Genomic DNA, 17,244 nt, shown 5'->3' on the forward strand with positions numbered 1-17,244 from the left:
GCCCGCCTCGGCCGAGGCGGTGAGTTTCCAGCGATTGACGGCGGCGAGCGTGAACAGAAAGACCAGCAGCCCGAGCTTGATCAGCAGCAGCCGGCCATAGGCGGTGTTGACCAATGCCGCGGGTGTCTGCACCTGGATGACGGCGAGAACGATGCCGGCGGCGGCAAGCACCGCCACCACAGGCAGGATCAGGCGAGAAAACCGCCGCAGGAATGGCGCGGCCTCCGCCGATTGCCCCTTCAGCGCCAAGCCGAGCGGCATCAACGCGCCGGCCCAGAAGGCAATGCCGACGCCGTGCAGGAACACCATCGGCCGCGTCAGCCATTGCGGTTCGGCGGCACTGGCATGGCCGCTGGCGGCAAGGGCAATCCCCACCCCGGCCAGGCCGGCCAGCGCCAATGGTTTGGTGGTGGCGCGGGGGCCAGCCAGCGACAGCAGGCCAAGCCCCAGCGCGATCAGCGCGAACAGCACCGTCCAGCCGAAACTGGTGCCGAGCCCGGTCCGCCAGATGACCGGCTGCGCCAAATGCGAAAGCGGCGCCCCGAGCGCATCAAGCCCCTGTAAGCCGAGCGACAGCGATGCCGCGATCAGCCCGCCCAGGATTGCAGCCGTAACGAAGCGCTGTCCGGTGCGGGCATCTCGGGCAAGCCAGGCAAGGGCAAAGGCGCCGCCGACGCCGAGGAAAAGGCCGATATAGAGAAAGACCTTGCCGACCCAGATCGCCGACCGCAGCGGCCAGTCGACGGCTTCGGAGACGACAGGAGGCTCGCTTGGCGCGCCGATGGAAAACAGCAGGGAGCCACCGACCGGATGACCGTCGGCGGAAATGACGCGCCAGCTCAAGACATGTGTTCCGGACTTGAGCGGCTGCGGATTGTCGATCTCGACGGTCTGATCGCTGAGGCGGAAAGCGGTCAGCGGAACCGGCGTGCCGTCGGGCTTCACCAAGGTCAGCACCAATGGCGACACCGGCTCGCTGAAGGTCAATGAGAACTGTGCCGGCTCCTGTTCCAGCACCACACCGTCGGCCGGGTCGGTCTTGATCAGCGCGGCATGGGCAAAGGCCTGATTTGGCACGGCAAGGCTGGCAAGAAACACGATCATGGCCAACAGGCCGACGACAAGCCGGCCGGCGCGTTTGCCGGTCATGCAAGCCGTCTGCAGGAAGGAGGTCGTGCTCATGTCACCGCCACGAAAAAGTGCGGCGCGCTCTTCAAAGCGCGCCGCCCGAAAATTCATTTCTTCGGCAACAGCTTGATGCCGGGTGCCGGGTTTTCCAGCGCGTCCTCATCCTGGCCGGCTGCCGGGACCTCGATCCAGCGATCGGCAGTGCCATCGCATTCCTGCACCACCGGGAAGTAAAGCTTCTGGCCCACCGGGAAGTCCGCCGTCAGCGTCGCGCGGAAGACGAACTCGTCGTAGAATTCATCCGGCAGGCTGCCACCGCTCCAGTCGACTTCCTTGACCCCATCGGTCACCGCCTGACCGTAGAGCTGGTAGGATTTGTCGTATTTGCCCTTCTTGGTCTGCAGCGTCCAGCCAGGCTTCGGCATAGGCTTCACCGCGATCACGCCTTCCGGGATCTGCACACGCACGGCGGTCGTCGCCTTGCCGTCGCAGCCATGCGGCACGCGCAGCACCGCCTTGTAGGTCGAGCCGACGGCCGCTTCCTGGGTTTCGAGCGTGATATGCGCGAAGGCGGCGCTGGTTCCCAGGACGAGAAACGCCCCGGCCGCCAAAAGATACTTGTTCATGATGGTCCCTCAGATCTTCAAAATTGTCTAACTGGCGCGATCAATTGGCGTGATCATCCATGGCGCCACCACCCATGCCTTCGACGGCGAAATCGACGCTGACGGCGCCGGCCTTTTCGAAGGTCAGCGTGGCGGAAAACTTTTCGCCCTGCTTGGGTTGCCGCTTCAGGCCGATGAACATCAGATGATAGCCGCCCGGCGCAAGGGCGACCTTGCCGCCGGCCGGAATTTCCAGCCCGCCGGCGACCGGCCGCATGGTCATGACGCCGTCCTTGACGCCCATCTCATGCAGCTCGGCCTTTTCAGAAACATCCGAGGAAATCGACACCAGCCGGTCCGGCGCACTGCCGTTGTTGGTGATGGTGAAATAGCCGCCGGCCACCTTGGCACCGGCCGGCGTGGCACGCGACCAGGGATGGCCGATCTCGAGATCGCCAACCTTGAACTCATGCGCAAAGACGGACTGGGCGCCGACGAACGACAGCGCCAGAGCCAGCACGGCAATGCCGACACGCTCTTCGATGCCGCGCAGAATGCTGCCGAGCATAGGACGCGCGGCGTCAGGGAGAAAAAAGGACATGGTTGCTCCATGAAGTGATGGTCGCGCCGTTGCCGGTCGCGAGCAGTTTGATCTTTGGATGGGTACGCCCACGAAAGGTTCCGCCGGGCAAACAGGCTCAAGCCGTCAGTGGCGGCGCGCGCGGGTTCGACGGCGAGCGCTCACGCGCAAAGTCGAGATGGATGGCCGTAGGGAAGACAAAGGCGACCGCTTCAAAGGAAAGACTGCCCAGCGCCAGGCCGGCATCGGGCGGCGGCGCAAAGGCCGACGAAAACATGCTGCAGCCGAGCACGCAGCATGCGGGCAGATGGGATGGCGGCTGGTTGCCGCCGGGAAGCTGGGTTGCGCCCTCATGGGTACAGATGACGTTGCCGAAGGCATCGAGCTGCGATGCATTGGGACCGGCGCCGAAGGCGAATGCACCAAGCGTCGACTGAAGCAGCAGCAGATAGGCCGCGACAAGCGCGACCGGCATGCTCCATCGTCTCCTCGGTATGTTCAAAGCCCTGCCTCTTCACAGCAACCCAACATACCTAGCACGCGGCCAGCGGGTGGAAAATCGCCAATTCGATGCTGCGGCAACGCGGCATATCAATGCATGTCGCCCAAAAGTGTGCGGCGGTTTTGGGACAACGACATGCATGAAACAGACTCTGAGCCGCGACGCGGCTCAGGATTTTTGTAGCGACCGGCTCTCCGGGATCGAGGTCAGCAAGGTCTGGCGCGCCGACTTCAGGTGCTTGCGGCAGGCGGCATCGACCTTGCCGAGGTCGCGCGATTTCAGCGCCTCGATATAGACCAGATGTTCACCGATCGCGACTTCGTTGCGCTCGCGTTCCTGCGCCTTGTTCCACTGGTAGTGGTAGTGGAAGATCATGGCGATGACATCGTAGAAATCGACGATGAAGCGGTTATGCGATGCCCGGTGGATGAGCCGGTGGAAGCGCTCGTCCAGCTCGGAGAATTCGTTGAAGCGAGAGGCGATCTCGCTTGCCAGCTGGCGATGCTCGTCTTCCAGACGGTCGAGATCGACCCAGACCGCGCTGTCCTGCGGCAGTGCGGCAAAGGCCGCCGCCGAGCGCAGTTCGAACATCTCGCGGATCTCGGTCAGCTCCAGCGCGAAGGCTCGCGTAAAGCCCTTCAGCACCCAATGACTGTTGCGGCGCTTCTCGATCAGGCCGAAACGGGAGAAGCGGATCAGGAACTCGCGCACGCTGGTGGTGCCGACGCCGATCTCGCGCGCCAGTTCGAGTTCGTTGATCTGCATGCCGGCCTCGGCGCCGCCGGCGAGCAGCCTGCGCATGAACGACCGCTCGATGATCTCGGCCAGGGTGTCGGTCTCTTCCTCGGGGAAGAAATCATAGGGACGCGGTTCGCGCAGCACCGTCTTGGCGCGCTTGTTCCAGGCAATCAGCCCGGTCTCTTCCATGCGCGCAAGAATGGTGCGCACCGTGGTGCGGCTGACGCCAAGCAAGGTGCCCAGTTCCGGCTCCGAAGGCAGGCTGCGCGTTTCGTCGAGCAGCCGGAGGCACCTGTTGTAGGCATCCTTGTAGACGTTGTTGCTCTTCGACATCCCTGACCCGTTGCACGCCGTCGCTTGCGGCGGCCGGTTTGAAGCGCAATATGACGTTCCCATGACCCTGAAAAGCGAAATCGCTTTCCGGAACAACCCAGGGACATGCGGAACTCCCCCGTGAAAAAACAATTGACGCAAAACTGTTTTTTCACGATAAAAGACATTATCTCTAAACAGACGCGTGTCAATCCGCCCGCGCATCCCAGGATCACCCAGGAAACCGCCCGTGAACGCCTCCAACTGCATTCTTCTGTCCCCCGCCGACAATGTGGCAGTCGCCAACGGCCGTATCGAGATCGGCACCGCGTTGCCGGGCGGCGCCGTCGCCAGTGCGCTGATCGAGCCCGGTCACAAGGTGGCGATCAAGCCGATCGCCGCCGGCGAGGCCGTGGTGAAATACGCCCAGGCGATCGGTCGCGCGACACAGGATATTGCAGCGGGCGAGCACGTTCATTCGCACAATCTGGTTTTCGAATCCGGCCGCTTGCCGGTCGTGCCGCCGAGCGAGGCCGAGCACGCGACGGAGGCCGACCGCGCCCGCACCTTCATGGGCTATCGCCGCGCCGATGGCCGCGCCGGCACGCGCAACTTCATCGGCATCGTCGCCAGCGTCAATTGCTCGGCCACCGTCTGCCATTCCATCGCCGACACCGCCAACCGGACGCTGCTGCCTAAATATCCCGGCATCGACGGCTTCGTGCCGATCGTCCACGGCCAGGGCTGCGGCATGAGCGGCACCGGCGACGGCATGATGGTGCTGCACCGCACGCTTGCCGGCTATGCCCGCCACCCGAATTTCGGCGGGGTGCTGATGGTCGGCCTTGGCTGCGAGGTCAATCAGCTCACCCTCTACGGCCAGAAGGGCGTCGCTGCCGGCAAGCGCCATTTCAACATCCAGGACGCCGGTGGTTCGCGCAAATCGGTGGAAAAGGCGATGGGCGTGCTGGCCGAGATTGCCGAGGAAGTCGGTCAGCTGAAGCGTGAGCCGATCCCGGTCAGCGAGATTGTCGTCGGCCTGCAGTGCGGCGGCTCCGACGGCATGTCGGGCATTACGGCCAATCCGGCGCTGGGCGCGGCCGTCGATATCCTGGCCGGCGTCGGCGGCATCGGCATCCTCTCCGAGACGACGGAGATCTACGGCGCCGAACATCTGCTCGCCTACCGCGCGGCAACGCCGGAGATCGCGCAGAAGCTCGACGGCTTCGTGAAGTGGTGGGAGGATCACGTCGCCAAGCATGGCGCCTCGATCGACAACAACCCCTCGCCCGGCAACAAGCGCGGCGGTCTCACCACCATCCTGGAAAAGTCGCTGGGAGCGGTCGCCAAGGGCGGCCAGACGCCGCTCAACGGTGTCTTCGGCTATGCCGAAAAAGTCACTGGCAGTGGCTTGGTGTTCATGGACACACCCGGCTACGACCCGGTTTCGGCCACTGGCCAGGTGGCGGGCGGCGCCAATGTCATCGTCTTCACCACCGGCCGCGGCTCCTGCTTCGGCTGCCGCCCGACGCCGTCGATCAAGGTCGCCACCAACTCGACCATGTATCACCAGATGGAAGAGGACATGGACGTCAACTGCGGCGTCATCGCCTCCGGTGAAAAGACCATCGCCGGCATGGGCCGCGAGATCTTCGAACTGATCGTCGAGACGGCTTCCGGCCGCAAGACCAAGAGCGAGGATTTCGGCTACGGCGACAACGAGTTCGTGCCCTGGCATCTTGGCGCAACGCTCTAGATTAGATTGTACTGATATCGAGTAGACTGCCGAGCCGAGCAACGGCCGGCACCGGGGAGGTTTGCATGGAAAAACGCCGCATTGGCAGGACGGCGCTTGAGGTCACCGAGGTCAGCTTCGGTGGTGCCGCGATCGGCGGTCTCTACCGCGCCTGTTCGCGCGAAGCGGCGATGGAGACGCTGCAGGGCGCCTGGGAAGCCGGCCTGCGCTATTTCGACACCGCACCCTTCTACGGTTTCGGCCTGTCGGAGCGCCGCTTCGGCGACTTCCTGCGCTACAAGCCGCGCGATTCCTATGTGCTGTCCACCAAGGTCGGCCGCCTGTTCCGCCCGGTGCCGGAAGACCAGGTTCCCGATCACTCCTATGTCGATCCGCTGCCCTTCGCGCTCGACTACGACTACTCCTATGACGGCATCATGCGATCGGTCGAGTTCAGCTATGCGCGGCTTGGCCTAAACAGGATAGACATCCTGTTTGTCCACGACATCGGCGTCTACACACACGGTGTCGAGAAGACCAAGCTGCATTTTCGCGAGCTGATGGATGGCGGCCTCAAGGCGCTCGAAGAGTTGAAACGGTCCGGCGTCATTTCCGCTTATGGGCTCGGCGTCAACGAGGTGCAGATCTGTCTCGACGTGATGCGCGAGGCGCCGCTCGACTGCATCCTGCTTGCCAGCCGCTATTCCCTGCTCGACCGCAGCGCCGAAGCGGAGTTGCTGCCGCTCTGCCGGGCGCAACAGACGTCCCTGGTCATCGGCGGCGTCTTCAACTCCGGCATCCTGGCGACCGGACCGGTGCAAGGCGCGCATTTCGATTACCGCCCTGCCAGCCATGACGTGCTCGACCGCGTCGGAGCGATGGAACGGATCGCCGCCGAGGGCGGCTATCCGCTGGCCGCCGCCGCGTTCCAGTTCCCCTTGCATGAACCCGCGGTCGCCACCGTGCTGACCGGCACCGCCAAGCTGGCAAATCTGACGCGCAACCTCGACTTGCTCGACATCGACGTGCCGGAGACGGAATACGCCAAATATCGCCCCTATACGCTGGTGCAGGAGCTGGCCTGAAACGCGCATCCATCCGCAGTGAACGGTGATCCGGGCTTCACATTCTTGCGATCCCACAAAAAGAATGAACATTCCATATTGACGAATATGTGGAATTAATATTCCATATACTCGCGGAACGGAAACGGGAGCGTTTGACGACGGCAAGGGAGGAGCGGCGCGCGACCTGCCCCTGCCAGACCTCGGCAGGACTGGCGTGAAACGCCGCTTGCATCGGCTGGATCGATGCACTATCAAAACATGGCAACTGTTTTTTATTGATAAAGTTCTGTTTGGGCCACGCCTATCCGGACGGAGCTTCCGTAACGTTCACCGGGCGACTTAGGGAGGAACCTCATGAAATTCGTGACCAGCATTCTCAACCGCCGCGCCGTCATGGCGCTGGCAGCAGCTTCGATGCTCGCCGGCGTCATGCACTCGGCGCCGGTTTCGGCGGCGGATGTGACCATTCCGATCATCGTCAAGGACACCACATCCTTCTACTGGCAGATCGTTCTGGCCGGCGCCCGCAAGGCCGGCAAGGATCTCGGCGTCAACGTGCCGGAACTCGGCGCCCAGGCTGAAACCGACGTCAACGGCCAGGTCTCGATCCTCGAGAATGCCGTTGCCAGCAACCCGGCGGCCATCGTCATTGCGCCGACCGAGTTCAAGGCGCTTGGCAAGCCGATCGACGAAGCCGCTGCCAAGGTCAAGGTTATCGGCATCGACTCCGGCGCCGACTCCAAGGCCTTCACCTCGTTCCTGACCACCGACAATGTGCAGGGCGGCCGCGTCGCTGCCGACGGCCTCGCAGCCGCCATCGGCGCCGCCAACGGCGGCAAGATCGAGGGCGACGTCGCCCTGATCACCAACGCACCGGGCGCCGGCTCGCTCGAACAGCGCAAGCAGGGCTTCACCGAACAGCTGGCCGCCAAATATCCGGGCCTCAAGCTGGTCGCCGACAAATATGCCGACGGCCAGGCCACCACCGGCCTCAACATCGCCACCGACCTGATCACCGCCAACCCGAACCTCAAGGGCATCTTCGCCTCCAACCTGATCATGGCGCAGGGCGTCGGTCAGGCTGTCGCCGAAAACAACCTTGGCGGCAAGCTGGCGTTGGTCGGTTTCGACAGCGACGAGAAGCTGATCAAGTTCCTCAACGACGGCGTCATTTCCGCCCTCGTCGTCCAGGATCCCTACCGGATGGGCTATGACGGCATCAAGACCGCGCTTGCCGCCTCGAAGGGCGAAAAGGTCGAGGCCAATGTCGACACCGGCGCCAATCTGGTGACCAAGGACAACATGAAAGACCCCAAGATCGACGCGTTGCTCAACCCGAAGCTCTAAGCCGTCGCATCCGAAATCGTCTCCGGGGCGCCGCGCCCCGGAGATATAGGCTGCCGGCACAAACGGCTTGGCAATCCACAAGCTTAAGCTAGGCTGTTTTCGAGGCATTTCCTTGCCTCGCCGCGTGCCAATCGTGCGGCCAATCTGGGAGGATTGTCATGATTTCGACGGCGCAGGAACTGCATCCCGCACCCGTGCTGGAACCGGGGCGGACCATCCTCGAATTGCGCGGGCTGGAGAAGCGCTATCCCGGCACCCACGCGCTGAAACCGGTCAACCTCGCCTTCAAATCCGGCGAGATCCACGCCATCGTCGGCGAGAACGGCGCCGGCAAATCCACGCTCATCAAGCTTTTGACCGGCGTCATGCCGCGCACCTCCGGAGAAGTCGTCTGGGAAGGCCAGCCGGCAGCGCTCGCGACGCCGCATGAGGCGATGGCGCTCGGCATCAACGCCGTGCACCAGGAAGTCGTGCTGTGCCGTCACCTGACGGTCGCCGCCAACATGTTCCTCGGCGAGGAGAATTCGCGCTTCGGCATCCTGCAGCAGCGCGCCATGGTCAAGGAAGCCCAGAAGATCATCGACGATCTCGGCTTCGACCTGCCGGCGCATGTCACGTTGGGCGACCTCACCATCGGCCAGCAGCAGTTGATTGCAGCGGCCCGCGCCACTGTGCGCGGCACCAAGTTCCTGATCTTCGACGAGCCGACCGCCTACCTCACCCGCAAGGAGGCCGACCAGCTTTTCACCCTGATCCGCCGGCTGAAGAGCGAAGGCGTGACGATCATCTACATCAGCCACCGCATGGAGGAGGTGTTCGAACTCGCCGACCGAGTTTCCGTGCTGCGCGACGGCACGCTGGTCGGCACACGCAACATAGCCGAGACCAACGATGCCGAGCTGGTCAAGATGATGATCAACCGCTCGATCGAGCAGGTCTACCACAAGGAGCATTTCTCGCCGGGCGCCGCGATCATCGAGGCGAGGAACCTGTCCGGCAAGGGCTTCGAGGATGTCTCGATGACGGTTCGCGCCGGCGAGATCGTCGGCCTCTATGGCCTGATCGGCGCCGGGCGCAGCGAGTTCGTCACCACGCTTTACGGCCGCCACCGCAAATCGGCCGGCCAGATTCTGTGGGAAGGCAAGGAAGTTCAGGTCAATTCCGAGCATGACGCGATCAAGCTCGGCATGGCGCTGGCGCCGGAAAGCCGCCGCGACCAGGGGCTTTGCCTCAACCTGCCGGTCGGCCTCAATCTCAACCTGCCGATCTACAAACGCATTTCGAACAATCTGCTGATTTCCGGCGCGCAGGAGAAGACGCAAGCCGATCGCCAGATCGCCGATCTGCGCATCAAGACGCCGACGCGCGGCGCGCTGGCGTCCAGCCTGTCGGGCGGCAACCAGCAGAAGATCGTCATCGGCAAATGGCTGGCGCATGGCGCCAAGCTGTTCATCTTCGACGAGCCAACGGTCGGCGTCGATGTCGGTACCAAGGCCGAGATCTACCGTCTGTTCGGCGCGCTGCTGTCGAAGGGCGCCGGCATCATCCTGATCTCGTCCTATCTGCCGGAAGTCTACGAACTCGCCGACACGCTGCATGTGTTCCGGCGCGGCAAACTGGTGGCCAGCCACGGCTTTCGCGCCGCCAGCCACGAGGACATTCTCACGCAGGCGCTCGCCGAGAAACAAGAAAAGCTGGGAGGACAGATATGAGCACCGAGGCGATTGCTGTCGAAAAACCGAAGCGCAACTATAACGTCCTGTTCGGGCTGACGCTTTTGGCGCTGCTGGTGCTGCTGTGGATCGTGCTTTCCGTGGCGACGCCGAGTTTTGCGTCGGGCAACAACATCGCCAATCTGCTGCGTCAGGGTTCGATGATCGCCATCATGGCGGTCGGCCAGACCTTCGTCATCATCACCGGCGGCATCGACCTGTCGGTCGGCGCCGTGGTCGGCTTCGCCACTGTCGTCGTCGCCATGATGATCAACGCCGGCTTCCCGATCTGGGTCGCCATCCTGGTGACGCTGCTGGTTGGTGTTGCCATCGGCATGTTCCACGGCTTCGGCATCGTCAAGATGGGCCTGCCGCCCTTCATCATCACGCTGGCGACGCTGACCTCGCTGCGCGGTATCGGCCTTTTGATGACCAACGGCAATTCGATCAACATCAACAGCGACACCTTCACCGCGTTCTCGCGCAATTCCTTTATTGGCATCCCCAATTTGTTCTGGATGGTGATCCTGGTCGGCATTCCGGCCTATGTCTTCCTGCATCACAGCCGCTGGGGCCGATACCTGTTCTCGGTCGGCTCCAACGCCGAGGCCTCGCGCCTGTCCGGCGTCAACGTCCAGCGCACCATCTACATGGCCTACACGCTGTCGGGCCTGTGCGCGGCCTTCGTCGGCGTGTTGCTGGCCGCCCGCATCGGCATCGGCAACCCGACCCAGGCCGAGGGCTGGGAACTGCAGGCGATCGCCTCGTCGGTCATCGGCGGCACCTCGCTGTTCGGCGCCGTCGGCTCGGTGCACGGACCGTTGCTTGGCGCCTTCATCCTGGCCACCATCAACAACGGCGCCAATCTGCTCAACGTCAACTCGTTCTGGCAGCGCATCATCACCGGCGCGCTGATCATCATCATTGTCTATTTCGATGGGCTGCGCCGCCGCGGCAAGTGAATCCTCCCTGAACTGATGCGCCGGTCTGCTCAAACAACAGGCCGGCGCCCTTTTTGAACACTGGAATTGCACATGAAAGCCGTCGTCTGCCGCTCGCCCGGCGACCTTGTCCTGGAAGACCGTCCCGCGCCCGGTGCGCCACCTGCCGGCTGGGCGCTGGTGGCGGTCAGCCATGTCGGCATCTGCGGCACCGACTACCACATCTTCGAAGGCAAGCACCCGTTCCTCGCCTATCCCCGCATCATGGGCCATGAAGTGTCGGGAACGATCGTCGAGATCGGCGAAGGCATCGATCTTGCCGTTGGCGAGCCCGTCGTCATCAACCCCTATCTTTCCTGCGGCAAGTGCATCGCCTGCCGGCACGGCAAGCCGAATTGCTGCGTCAGGATCGAGGTGCTCGGCGTGCATCGCGACGGCGCCATGTGCGAACGCATCCTGGTGCCGGCGCAAAATCTCTATCCGGCAAACGGCCTGTCGCTGGCCGACGCCGCCGCCGTCGAGTTCCTGGCGATTGGCGCGCATGCCGTGCGGCGCTCACGCGCCGATCCCGGCGCCCGCACGCTGGTCATCGGCGCTGGCCCGATCGGGCTCGGCACCGCCATCTTCGCCCGCATCGCCGGGCTCGACTTGACGCTGCTCGACATGAGCAGCGAAAGGCTCGCCTTCGCCGCGAACGAGCTTGGTTTCCAGACCCTCGACGGCTCGCGCGGCGCGGTGCCCGATCTGGTCAGGGAGGCAACATCAGGCGAAGGCTTCGATGTGGTCTTCGACGCCACCGGCAACACCCAGTCGGTGCAGTCGGCCTTCGCCCATGTCGCGCATGGCGGAACGCTGGTGCTGGTCAGCGTCGTCAAGGACGACATCAGCTTTTCCGATCCGGAATTCCACAAACGCGAGATGACGCTGATCGGCAGCCGCAACGCATTGCGCGCCGACTTCGATCATGTCGCCGCCTCGATCCGCAACGGCGCCGTGCCGCTGGCCAAGCTGGTGACCCACCGCACCGCGCTGGCCGACACGCCACGCGATCTGGCGCGCTGGGCACACGAAAAATCCGGCCTGATCAAGGCCGTGATAGAGGTAGGGTTATAACATGGCAGGCGGTGAACCCGGCCCGAATTGACAACGCCCGAGCCAAGTCGACCCCCACTCCGTCTCGGCTTCGCCGAGCCACCTCTCCCCCGATCGACGGGGTAGAGGAAGGGTGCGAGTTCGCCGACCTTGGCGCCCTTCCTCTCCCTCTGGAGGGGGGGAGAGGTGGCTCGGCGAAGCCGAGACGGAGTGGGGGAAGGCGGTCCTCAAACGCCAAGCCGCTGACAAGTGAGCGCGACCGAGCTGGTCTGGTATCAGCGCGAGTCAGATAATCACGGTCTCGTATAAGGCCGGCACTCCCTACAATGCCGACAATTTGAGCTCGACCCGTTCGGCCGGGAAGCGCGACTCGGAAAACTGGATCGGCTGGCCGTCCGGCGTCACGTTGACGGCGACCGTGACCAGCACGATGGCGCCCGGCTGCAGATCGAGATCGGCAAGGTCCGCCGCATCGGCATGGCGTGCCGACAGCACAGTCGATTGCCTGAGATAATCGTCGATGCCGAAACGGGCCAGTGACGCGGTGATCGAGCCGGTCTCCGCCATGGCGGCATCGATGCCGGCAAAGCGCCTGGCATCGAACCAGCCGGCAGCGCGCGACACCGGTCGTCCATCGGCTTCGCCGCGCGTTTCCAGACGGATCACCTCAGCCCCCCTGGCAAGACCAAGGCCCTCGGCGACGCGCTGGCTGGCCGGCTCGACCGACGAGGCGAGCAGGACGATGTGCCGTTCGGTCGTCTGCCCTTGCAAGCCTGTCGAAAAGCGTGTGCGCGCGCCAATCGGATAGGACAGCCGCTTGCGCGACAACACGAAGGTCCCGCGCCCCTGCTCGGCCCGCAGCACGCCTTCCTGCACCAGCGCTGATATGGCGCTGCGCACCGTGTGGCGATTGACGCCATAGCGCTCAGCCAGCGCCACCTCCGGCGGCAGCGCGGCATTCTCCGTGAAATCGCCGATGGCGATCGCATGCAGGATCTTGTCGGCGATTTGCCGCCACAGCGAAACCCCGCTGCGCCGCTCGATGCTGTCCGCCGTCAGCCGCCCCACCATTGATTGCCCCCAGCCTTTTAGCCCTGTCATCCACCCGTCATGGACTCGCGCTAGATAATAAGTATAATTTGTATAGTTGTCTATATCAATAGACAAATTTAGCAAAGAGGAATGTTGCTGATGCGAGGACAGGAAGCCCGCGACCAGGCCGAGCGCAAGGCCGCCATGGCGACACTGGCGCAATCCAACGGCGATGACATCGTGCGGCTCTGGAACGAGGCCGGGCTGCCTTCGGAAGCCGAGTTGCTGCGCGGCCCCGAGACCGGCCTGGTCACCCTGCGCGGCCGCATCGGCGGTGGCGGCGCGCCCTTCAATGTCGGTGAGGCGACCGTCACCCGCGCCACGGTCCGGCTGCCGTCCGGACAGGTCGGCCATTGCTATGCGCTTGGCCGCGACAAGCAGAAGGCGAAGCTGGCGGCCATCGCCGACGCGCTGTGGCAGGACCCTGCCCGCCGCAATGAGGTCGAGACCAATCTGATAGCGCCTCTGCGGTCGGCTCTGACCACGGCGCATGAACGCCGCCGCGCCGAGACGGCGGCAACGAAGGTGGATTTCTTCACCATGGTTCGCGGAGAAGACTGATGGACATTGCAGCGCAATCGATCGAAGGCGGTTTCGCCGATCCGGTCTTCAATGCCCAGACCGTGTTCCGCGCGGTCATGGATGCGATGGCACGGCCGGGCAGTGTGCAACCCTTGCCGGCCTTCGCGCGCCCGCCGGCGCCGCTGTCGGCTAGTGCCGGCGCCATAGCGCTGGCGCTTTGCGACAACGACACGCCGTTGTGGCTCGACCCGGCTTTGCAGGCCTCCATTGCCATCAAATCCTGGCTTGGTTTCCACACCGGCGCGCCCTTGGCCAACACGCCGGCCGATGCGCATTTCGCTCTGATCGCCACGCCAGCCGAGATGATGTCGCTCGATGGTTTTTCGCAGGGCACGCAGGACTATCCCGACCGTTCGACCACGCTGATCCTGCACGTCAGCGATCTCGTCTCCGGCACGCCATTGCTGCTCGAAGGTCCCGGCATCGAAACCAGCGCCACGATCGCGCCTGCGCAGATGCCGCGCCATTTCGTCGAACAGTGGAAGCAGAATATCAAGCGCTTCCCGCGCGGCGTCGACATCATCCTCGCCACCGCTGATGGCATTGCCTGCCTGCCGCGCACGACGCGCATCAAGACGATGGAGGCCTAGGATGTATGTTGCGGTAAAAGGTGGCGAAGCGGCTATTGCCAACGCCCACAGCCTGCTTGCCGACCGCCGGCGTGGCGACCGTTCGGTGCCGGCCCTTCGCCTCGACCAGATCGTCGAGCAGCTGGCGCTCGGCGTCGACCGGGTGATGGGCGAAGGCTCGCTCTACGACCGGGAACTGGCGGCACTCGCCATCGTCCAGGCACGCGGCGACATGATCGAGGCAATCTTCCTGGTCCGCGCCTATCGCACCACGCTGCCGCGCTTTGGCTACACCAAGCCGATCGACACCGCCAACATGCTGGTCGAGCGGCGCGTGTCGGCGACCTACAAGGACCTGCCCGGCGGCCAGCTGCTTGGCCCGACCTTCGACTACACGCACAGACTGCTCGATCCCGAGCTTGCCGCCGGCGCCGATGTCGCCGAGCCGCTGCAGCGCGAGACCGAAGCGCAAGCCATGCCGCGCGTCTCGGCGATCCTTGCCCGCGAAGGCCTCATCGAGCCGGACGGCGACATGCCGCAAGACCATGTCCCCGGCGACATCACCCGCGAGCCGCTGGAATTCCCGATGGCGCGCGACATCCGCCTGCAGGCGCTGTCACGCGGCGATGAAGGATTCCTGCTGGCGCTCGGCTATTCCACCCAGCGTGGCTATGCCCGCAACCATCCCTTCGTCGGCGAGATCCGCATCGGCGAGGTCGAGCTGGAGCTCGACGTGCCCGAACTGCCCTTCGCGGTGCCGCTCGGCACCGTGCGGGTCACCGAGTGCCAGATGGTCAACCAGTTCAAAGGCTCGGCCAAGGCGCCGCCGCAATTCACCCGCGGCTACGGCCTCGTCTTCGGCCAGAGCGAGCGCAAGGCGATGGCCATGGCGCTCTGCGACCGGGCGCTGCGCGCTTCCGAACTCGGCGAGGATGTCGTCGCCGCTGCCCAGGACGAGGAGTTCGTCATCTCGCATTCCGACAACGTCCAGGCGACCGGCTTCGTCGAACATCTGAAGCTGCCGCACTATGTCGACTTCCAGGCCGAACTCGATCTCGTGCGCCGCATGCGCGCCGAATACGACGCGCGCGAGAATCCAGTGAAGGTCGAAGAGAAGCGGGAGGCCGCGGAATGATCGAAGGCCTGTCCCACATGACTTTCATCGTCCGCGACCTCGACCGGATGACCGAAATCCTGACCGGAGTTTTCGAAGCGCGCGAGGTCTATGCCAGCGATGCCGAGCAGTTCTCGCTGTCGCGCGAAAGATTCTTCCTGATCGGCGATATCTGGATCGCCATCATGCAAGGCGAGCCACTGCCCGAGCGCAGCTACAACCACATCGCCTTCAAGATCGATGACGCCGATTTCGACCGCTACGCCGAGCGGGTCGGCAAGCTAGGCCTCGACATGCGCCCGCCCCGACCACGCGTCGAGGGCGAAGGCCGCTCGATCTACTTCTACGACAACGACAACCACATGTTCGAGCTGCACACCGGCACGCTCGCTGAGCGGCTGGCACGCTACGCCAAGGGACTTGAGGTCGCATCATGACCGACATCGCCACCTACAACTTCGCCTATCTCGACGAGCAGACCAAGCGGATGATCCGCCGCGCGATCCTCAAGGGCATCGCCATCCCCGGCTATCAGGTGCCGTTCGCCTCGCGCGAAATGCCTATGCCTTATGGCTGGGGCACCGGCGGCGTCCAGGTCACAGCCTCGATCATCGGCCCCGATGATGTGCTGAAGGTCATCGATCAGGGCGCCGACGACACCACCAACGCGGTCTCGATCCGCGCCTTCTTCAAGAAGGTCGCCAATGTCGCCGTGACGACCGACACTGCCAGCGCCACCATCATCCAGACCCGCCACCGCATCCCCGAGCATCCACTGACGGCGGGCCAGGTGCTTGTCTACCAGGTGCCGATCCCCGAACCCTTGCGCTTCCTCGAACCGCGCGAGACCGAGACGCGCAAGATGCATGCGCTGGAGGAATACGGCCTCATGCATGTGAAGCTCTACGAGGACATCGCCAAGCACGGCCGCATCGCCACCACCTATGCCTATCCGGTCAAGGTCGAGGGCCGCTATGTGATGGACCCGTCGCCGACGCCGAAATTCGACAATCCCAAGATGCACCGCTCGCCGGCCCTGCAATTGTTCGGCGCCGGCCGCGAAAAGCGCATCTATGCGGTGCCACCGTTCACCGCTGTGGTCAGCCTCGACTTCGAGGATCATCCGTTCGAGGTGCAGACCTTCGACCAGCCCTGCGCGCTGTGCGCGGCCGAGAATGTCTATCTCGACGAAGTCATCCTCGACGACCATGGCGGCCACATGTTCGTCTGCTCCGACACAGATCATTGCGAGAAGCGGCGGGCGGACGGCCATCGCGGCCACCTCGCACCAGAAACCCATCTTGCCTCGGAAACCCATCCTGCCTCCGAAACAATGGAGCCGGCGCAATGACCGACGAACCGTTGCTGCGCGTCTCGGCGCTCTCCAAATTCTATGGCTCGCGCGTCGGCTGCGACAACGTCTCCTTCGACCTATGGCCGGGTGAGGTTCTGGCTGTCGTCGGTGAGTCCGGCTCCGGCAAGACGACGCTGCTCAACTGCCTGTCGACGCGGCTGATGCCCTCCTCCGGCACCGCAAGCTACCGTATGCGCGACGGACAGTTCCGTGAGCTCTACCGCATGAGCGAGGCCGAGCGCCGCTTCCTGATGCGCACCGACTGGGGTTTTGTTCACCAGAACCCGGCCGACGGCCTGCGCATGACGGTATCGGCCGGCGCCAATGTCGGCGAGCGGCTGATGGCGGTCGGCGACCGCCACTACGGCAAGATCCGCGCCACCGCCGTCGACTGGCTGTCGCGCGTCGAGATCGACGAGGACCGCATCGACGACGAGCCGCGCGCCTTCTCCGGCGGCATGCGTCAGCGCCTGCAGATTGCCCGCAACCTCGTCACCGGCCCACGGCTGGTGTTCATGGATGAGCCGACAGGCGGCCTCGACGTCTCGGTCCAGGCGCGCCTGCTCGACCTGCTGCGCGGGCTGGTCACCGACCTTGGCCTGGCGGCCATCGTCGTCACCCACGACCTTGCCGTGGCACGGCTGTTGTCGCAGCGCATGATGGTGATGAAGGATGGCCGCGTCGTCGAAAGCGGCCTCACCGACCGCGTGCTCGACGACCCGCGCGCGCCTTACACGCAATTGCTTGTTTCCTCGATCTTGCAGGTTTGATGAT

18 protein-coding genes are annotated in these 17,244 nt (G+C 64.1%); 12 read left to right on the top strand and 6 right to left on the bottom strand.

Going from position 1 to position 17,244, the window contains the following annotated elements; genetic code table 11:
- The 5 genes from FCU66_RS03475 to FCU66_RS03495 form a co-directional block, all read right to left on the bottom strand.
- Positions 1-1,182: copper resistance CopC/CopD family protein (locus FCU66_RS03475; RefSeq protein ID WP_136625393.1), on the bottom strand; the 1,182-nt coding region annotated here is incomplete at its 3' end.
- 53 nt (positions 1,183-1,235) lie between these two features.
- Positions 1,236-1,754, bottom strand: a complete 519-nt coding sequence (locus FCU66_RS03480) for a YcnI family copper-binding membrane protein (protein WP_136617249.1) — start codon at positions 1,752-1,754, stop codon at positions 1,236-1,238.
- Between the two features lie 40 nt (positions 1,755-1,794).
- On the bottom strand, positions 1,795-2,334 hold the full coding sequence (locus FCU66_RS03485; RefSeq protein ID WP_136617248.1) for a copper chaperone PCu(A)C: 540 nt from the start codon (positions 2,332-2,334) through the stop codon (positions 1,795-1,797).
- 97 nt (positions 2,335-2,431) lie between these two features.
- Positions 2,432-2,788: a DUF2946 family protein gene (locus FCU66_RS03490; RefSeq protein WP_136617247.1), complete on the bottom strand. Its 357-nt coding sequence runs from the start codon at positions 2,786-2,788 to the stop codon at positions 2,432-2,434.
- Between the two features lie 195 nt (positions 2,789-2,983).
- Positions 2,984-3,886: a GntR family transcriptional regulator gene (locus FCU66_RS03495; RefSeq protein WP_136617246.1), complete on the bottom strand. Its 903-nt coding sequence runs from the start codon at positions 3,884-3,886 to the stop codon at positions 2,984-2,986.
- Between the two features lie 229 nt (positions 3,887-4,115).
- Between FCU66_RS03495 and FCU66_RS03500 the strand changes: the two genes are divergently transcribed.
- The 6 genes from FCU66_RS03500 (at position 4,116) to FCU66_RS03525 (ending at position 11,780) form a co-directional block, all read left to right on the top strand.
- Positions 4,116-5,621: a UxaA family hydrolase gene (locus FCU66_RS03500; protein WP_013529531.1), complete on the top strand. Its 1,506-nt coding sequence runs from the start codon at positions 4,116-4,118 to the stop codon at positions 5,619-5,621.
- A gap of 65 nt (positions 5,622-5,686) precedes the next feature.
- Positions 5,687-6,685 (top strand): aldo/keto reductase, encoded by a 999-nt coding sequence (locus FCU66_RS03505; RefSeq protein WP_136617245.1) that lies wholly within the window; start codon positions 5,687-5,689, stop codon positions 6,683-6,685.
- Between the two features lie 336 nt (positions 6,686-7,021).
- A complete protein-coding gene (locus FCU66_RS03510; protein WP_013529529.1) occupies positions 7,022-8,014 on the top strand; it encodes an ABC transporter substrate-binding protein in 993 nt (330 codons plus the stop codon).
- 158 nt (positions 8,015-8,172) lie between these two features.
- The gene (locus FCU66_RS03515; protein WP_136617244.1) at positions 8,173-9,726 is read left to right on the top strand and encodes a sugar ABC transporter ATP-binding protein; all 1,554 of its coding nucleotides are present in this window, start codon (positions 8,173-8,175) and stop codon (positions 9,724-9,726) included.
- A complete protein-coding gene (locus tag FCU66_RS03520) occupies positions 9,723-10,688 on the top strand; it encodes an ABC transporter permease (RefSeq protein ID WP_136617243.1) in 966 nt (321 codons plus the stop codon). The genes FCU66_RS03515 and FCU66_RS03520 overlap by 4 nt, the downstream gene beginning before the upstream one ends.
- Positions 10,689-10,760: 72 nt before the next feature.
- Entirely contained in the window at positions 10,761-11,780 is a 1,020-nt protein-coding gene (locus FCU66_RS03525) for a zinc-binding alcohol dehydrogenase family protein (protein ID WP_136617242.1), read from the top strand.
- A gap of 300 nt (positions 11,781-12,080) precedes the next feature.
- Here FCU66_RS03525 and phnF read toward each other — a convergent pair whose 3' ends face one another.
- Positions 12,081-12,830: a phosphonate metabolism transcriptional regulator PhnF gene (gene phnF / locus FCU66_RS03530; protein WP_136617262.1), complete on the bottom strand. Its 750-nt coding sequence runs from the start codon at positions 12,828-12,830 to the stop codon at positions 12,081-12,083.
- A 120-nt stretch (positions 12,831-12,950) separates the two neighbouring features.
- Here phnF and phnG point away from each other — a divergent pair, with 120 nt between their 5' ends.
- The 6 genes from phnG to phnK are packed head-to-tail and all read left to right on the top strand — an operon-like array spanning position 12,951 to position 17,240.
- Complete coding sequence (phnG, locus tag FCU66_RS03535; protein WP_136617241.1) at positions 12,951-13,412, top strand: phosphonate C-P lyase system protein PhnG; 462 nt, start codon at positions 12,951-12,953, stop codon at positions 13,410-13,412.
- Positions 13,412-14,023 carry a phosphonate C-P lyase system protein PhnH gene (gene phnH / locus FCU66_RS03540; protein ID WP_136617240.1) on the top strand — a complete coding sequence of 204 codons (612 nt, stop codon included), beginning with the start codon at positions 13,412-13,414 and terminating at the stop codon, positions 14,021-14,023. Before phnG ends, phnH begins: the two co-directional genes overlap by 1 nt.
- A gap of 1 nt (position 14,024) precedes the next feature.
- Entirely contained in the window at positions 14,025-15,137 is a 1,113-nt protein-coding gene (locus tag FCU66_RS03545) for a carbon-phosphorus lyase complex subunit (RefSeq protein WP_136617239.1), read from the top strand.
- Positions 15,134-15,553, top strand: coding sequence for a FosX/FosE/FosI family fosfomycin resistance hydrolase (fosX, locus tag FCU66_RS03550; RefSeq protein ID WP_136617238.1), 420 nt, complete (start codon positions 15,134-15,136; stop codon positions 15,551-15,553). Before FCU66_RS03545 ends, fosX begins: the two co-directional genes overlap by 4 nt.
- Positions 15,550-16,467 carry an alpha-D-ribose 1-methylphosphonate 5-phosphate C-P-lyase PhnJ gene (locus FCU66_RS03555; RefSeq protein ID WP_136617237.1) on the top strand — a complete coding sequence of 306 codons (918 nt, stop codon included), beginning with the start codon at positions 15,550-15,552 and terminating at the stop codon, positions 16,465-16,467. The genes fosX and FCU66_RS03555 overlap by 4 nt, the downstream gene beginning before the upstream one ends.
- On the top strand, positions 16,464-17,240 hold the full coding sequence (gene phnK / locus FCU66_RS03560; RefSeq protein WP_136617236.1) for a phosphonate C-P lyase system protein PhnK: 777 nt from the start codon (positions 16,464-16,466) through the stop codon (positions 17,238-17,240). The genes FCU66_RS03555 and phnK overlap by 4 nt, the downstream gene beginning before the upstream one ends.
- The last annotated feature ends 4 nt before the right edge of the window (positions 17,241-17,244 follow it).

This window comes from Mesorhizobium norvegicum (assembly GCF_004919685.1).
In the GTDB taxonomy this organism is placed as follows: Bacteria; Pseudomonadota; Alphaproteobacteria; order Rhizobiales; family Rhizobiaceae; genus Mesorhizobium; species Mesorhizobium norvegicum.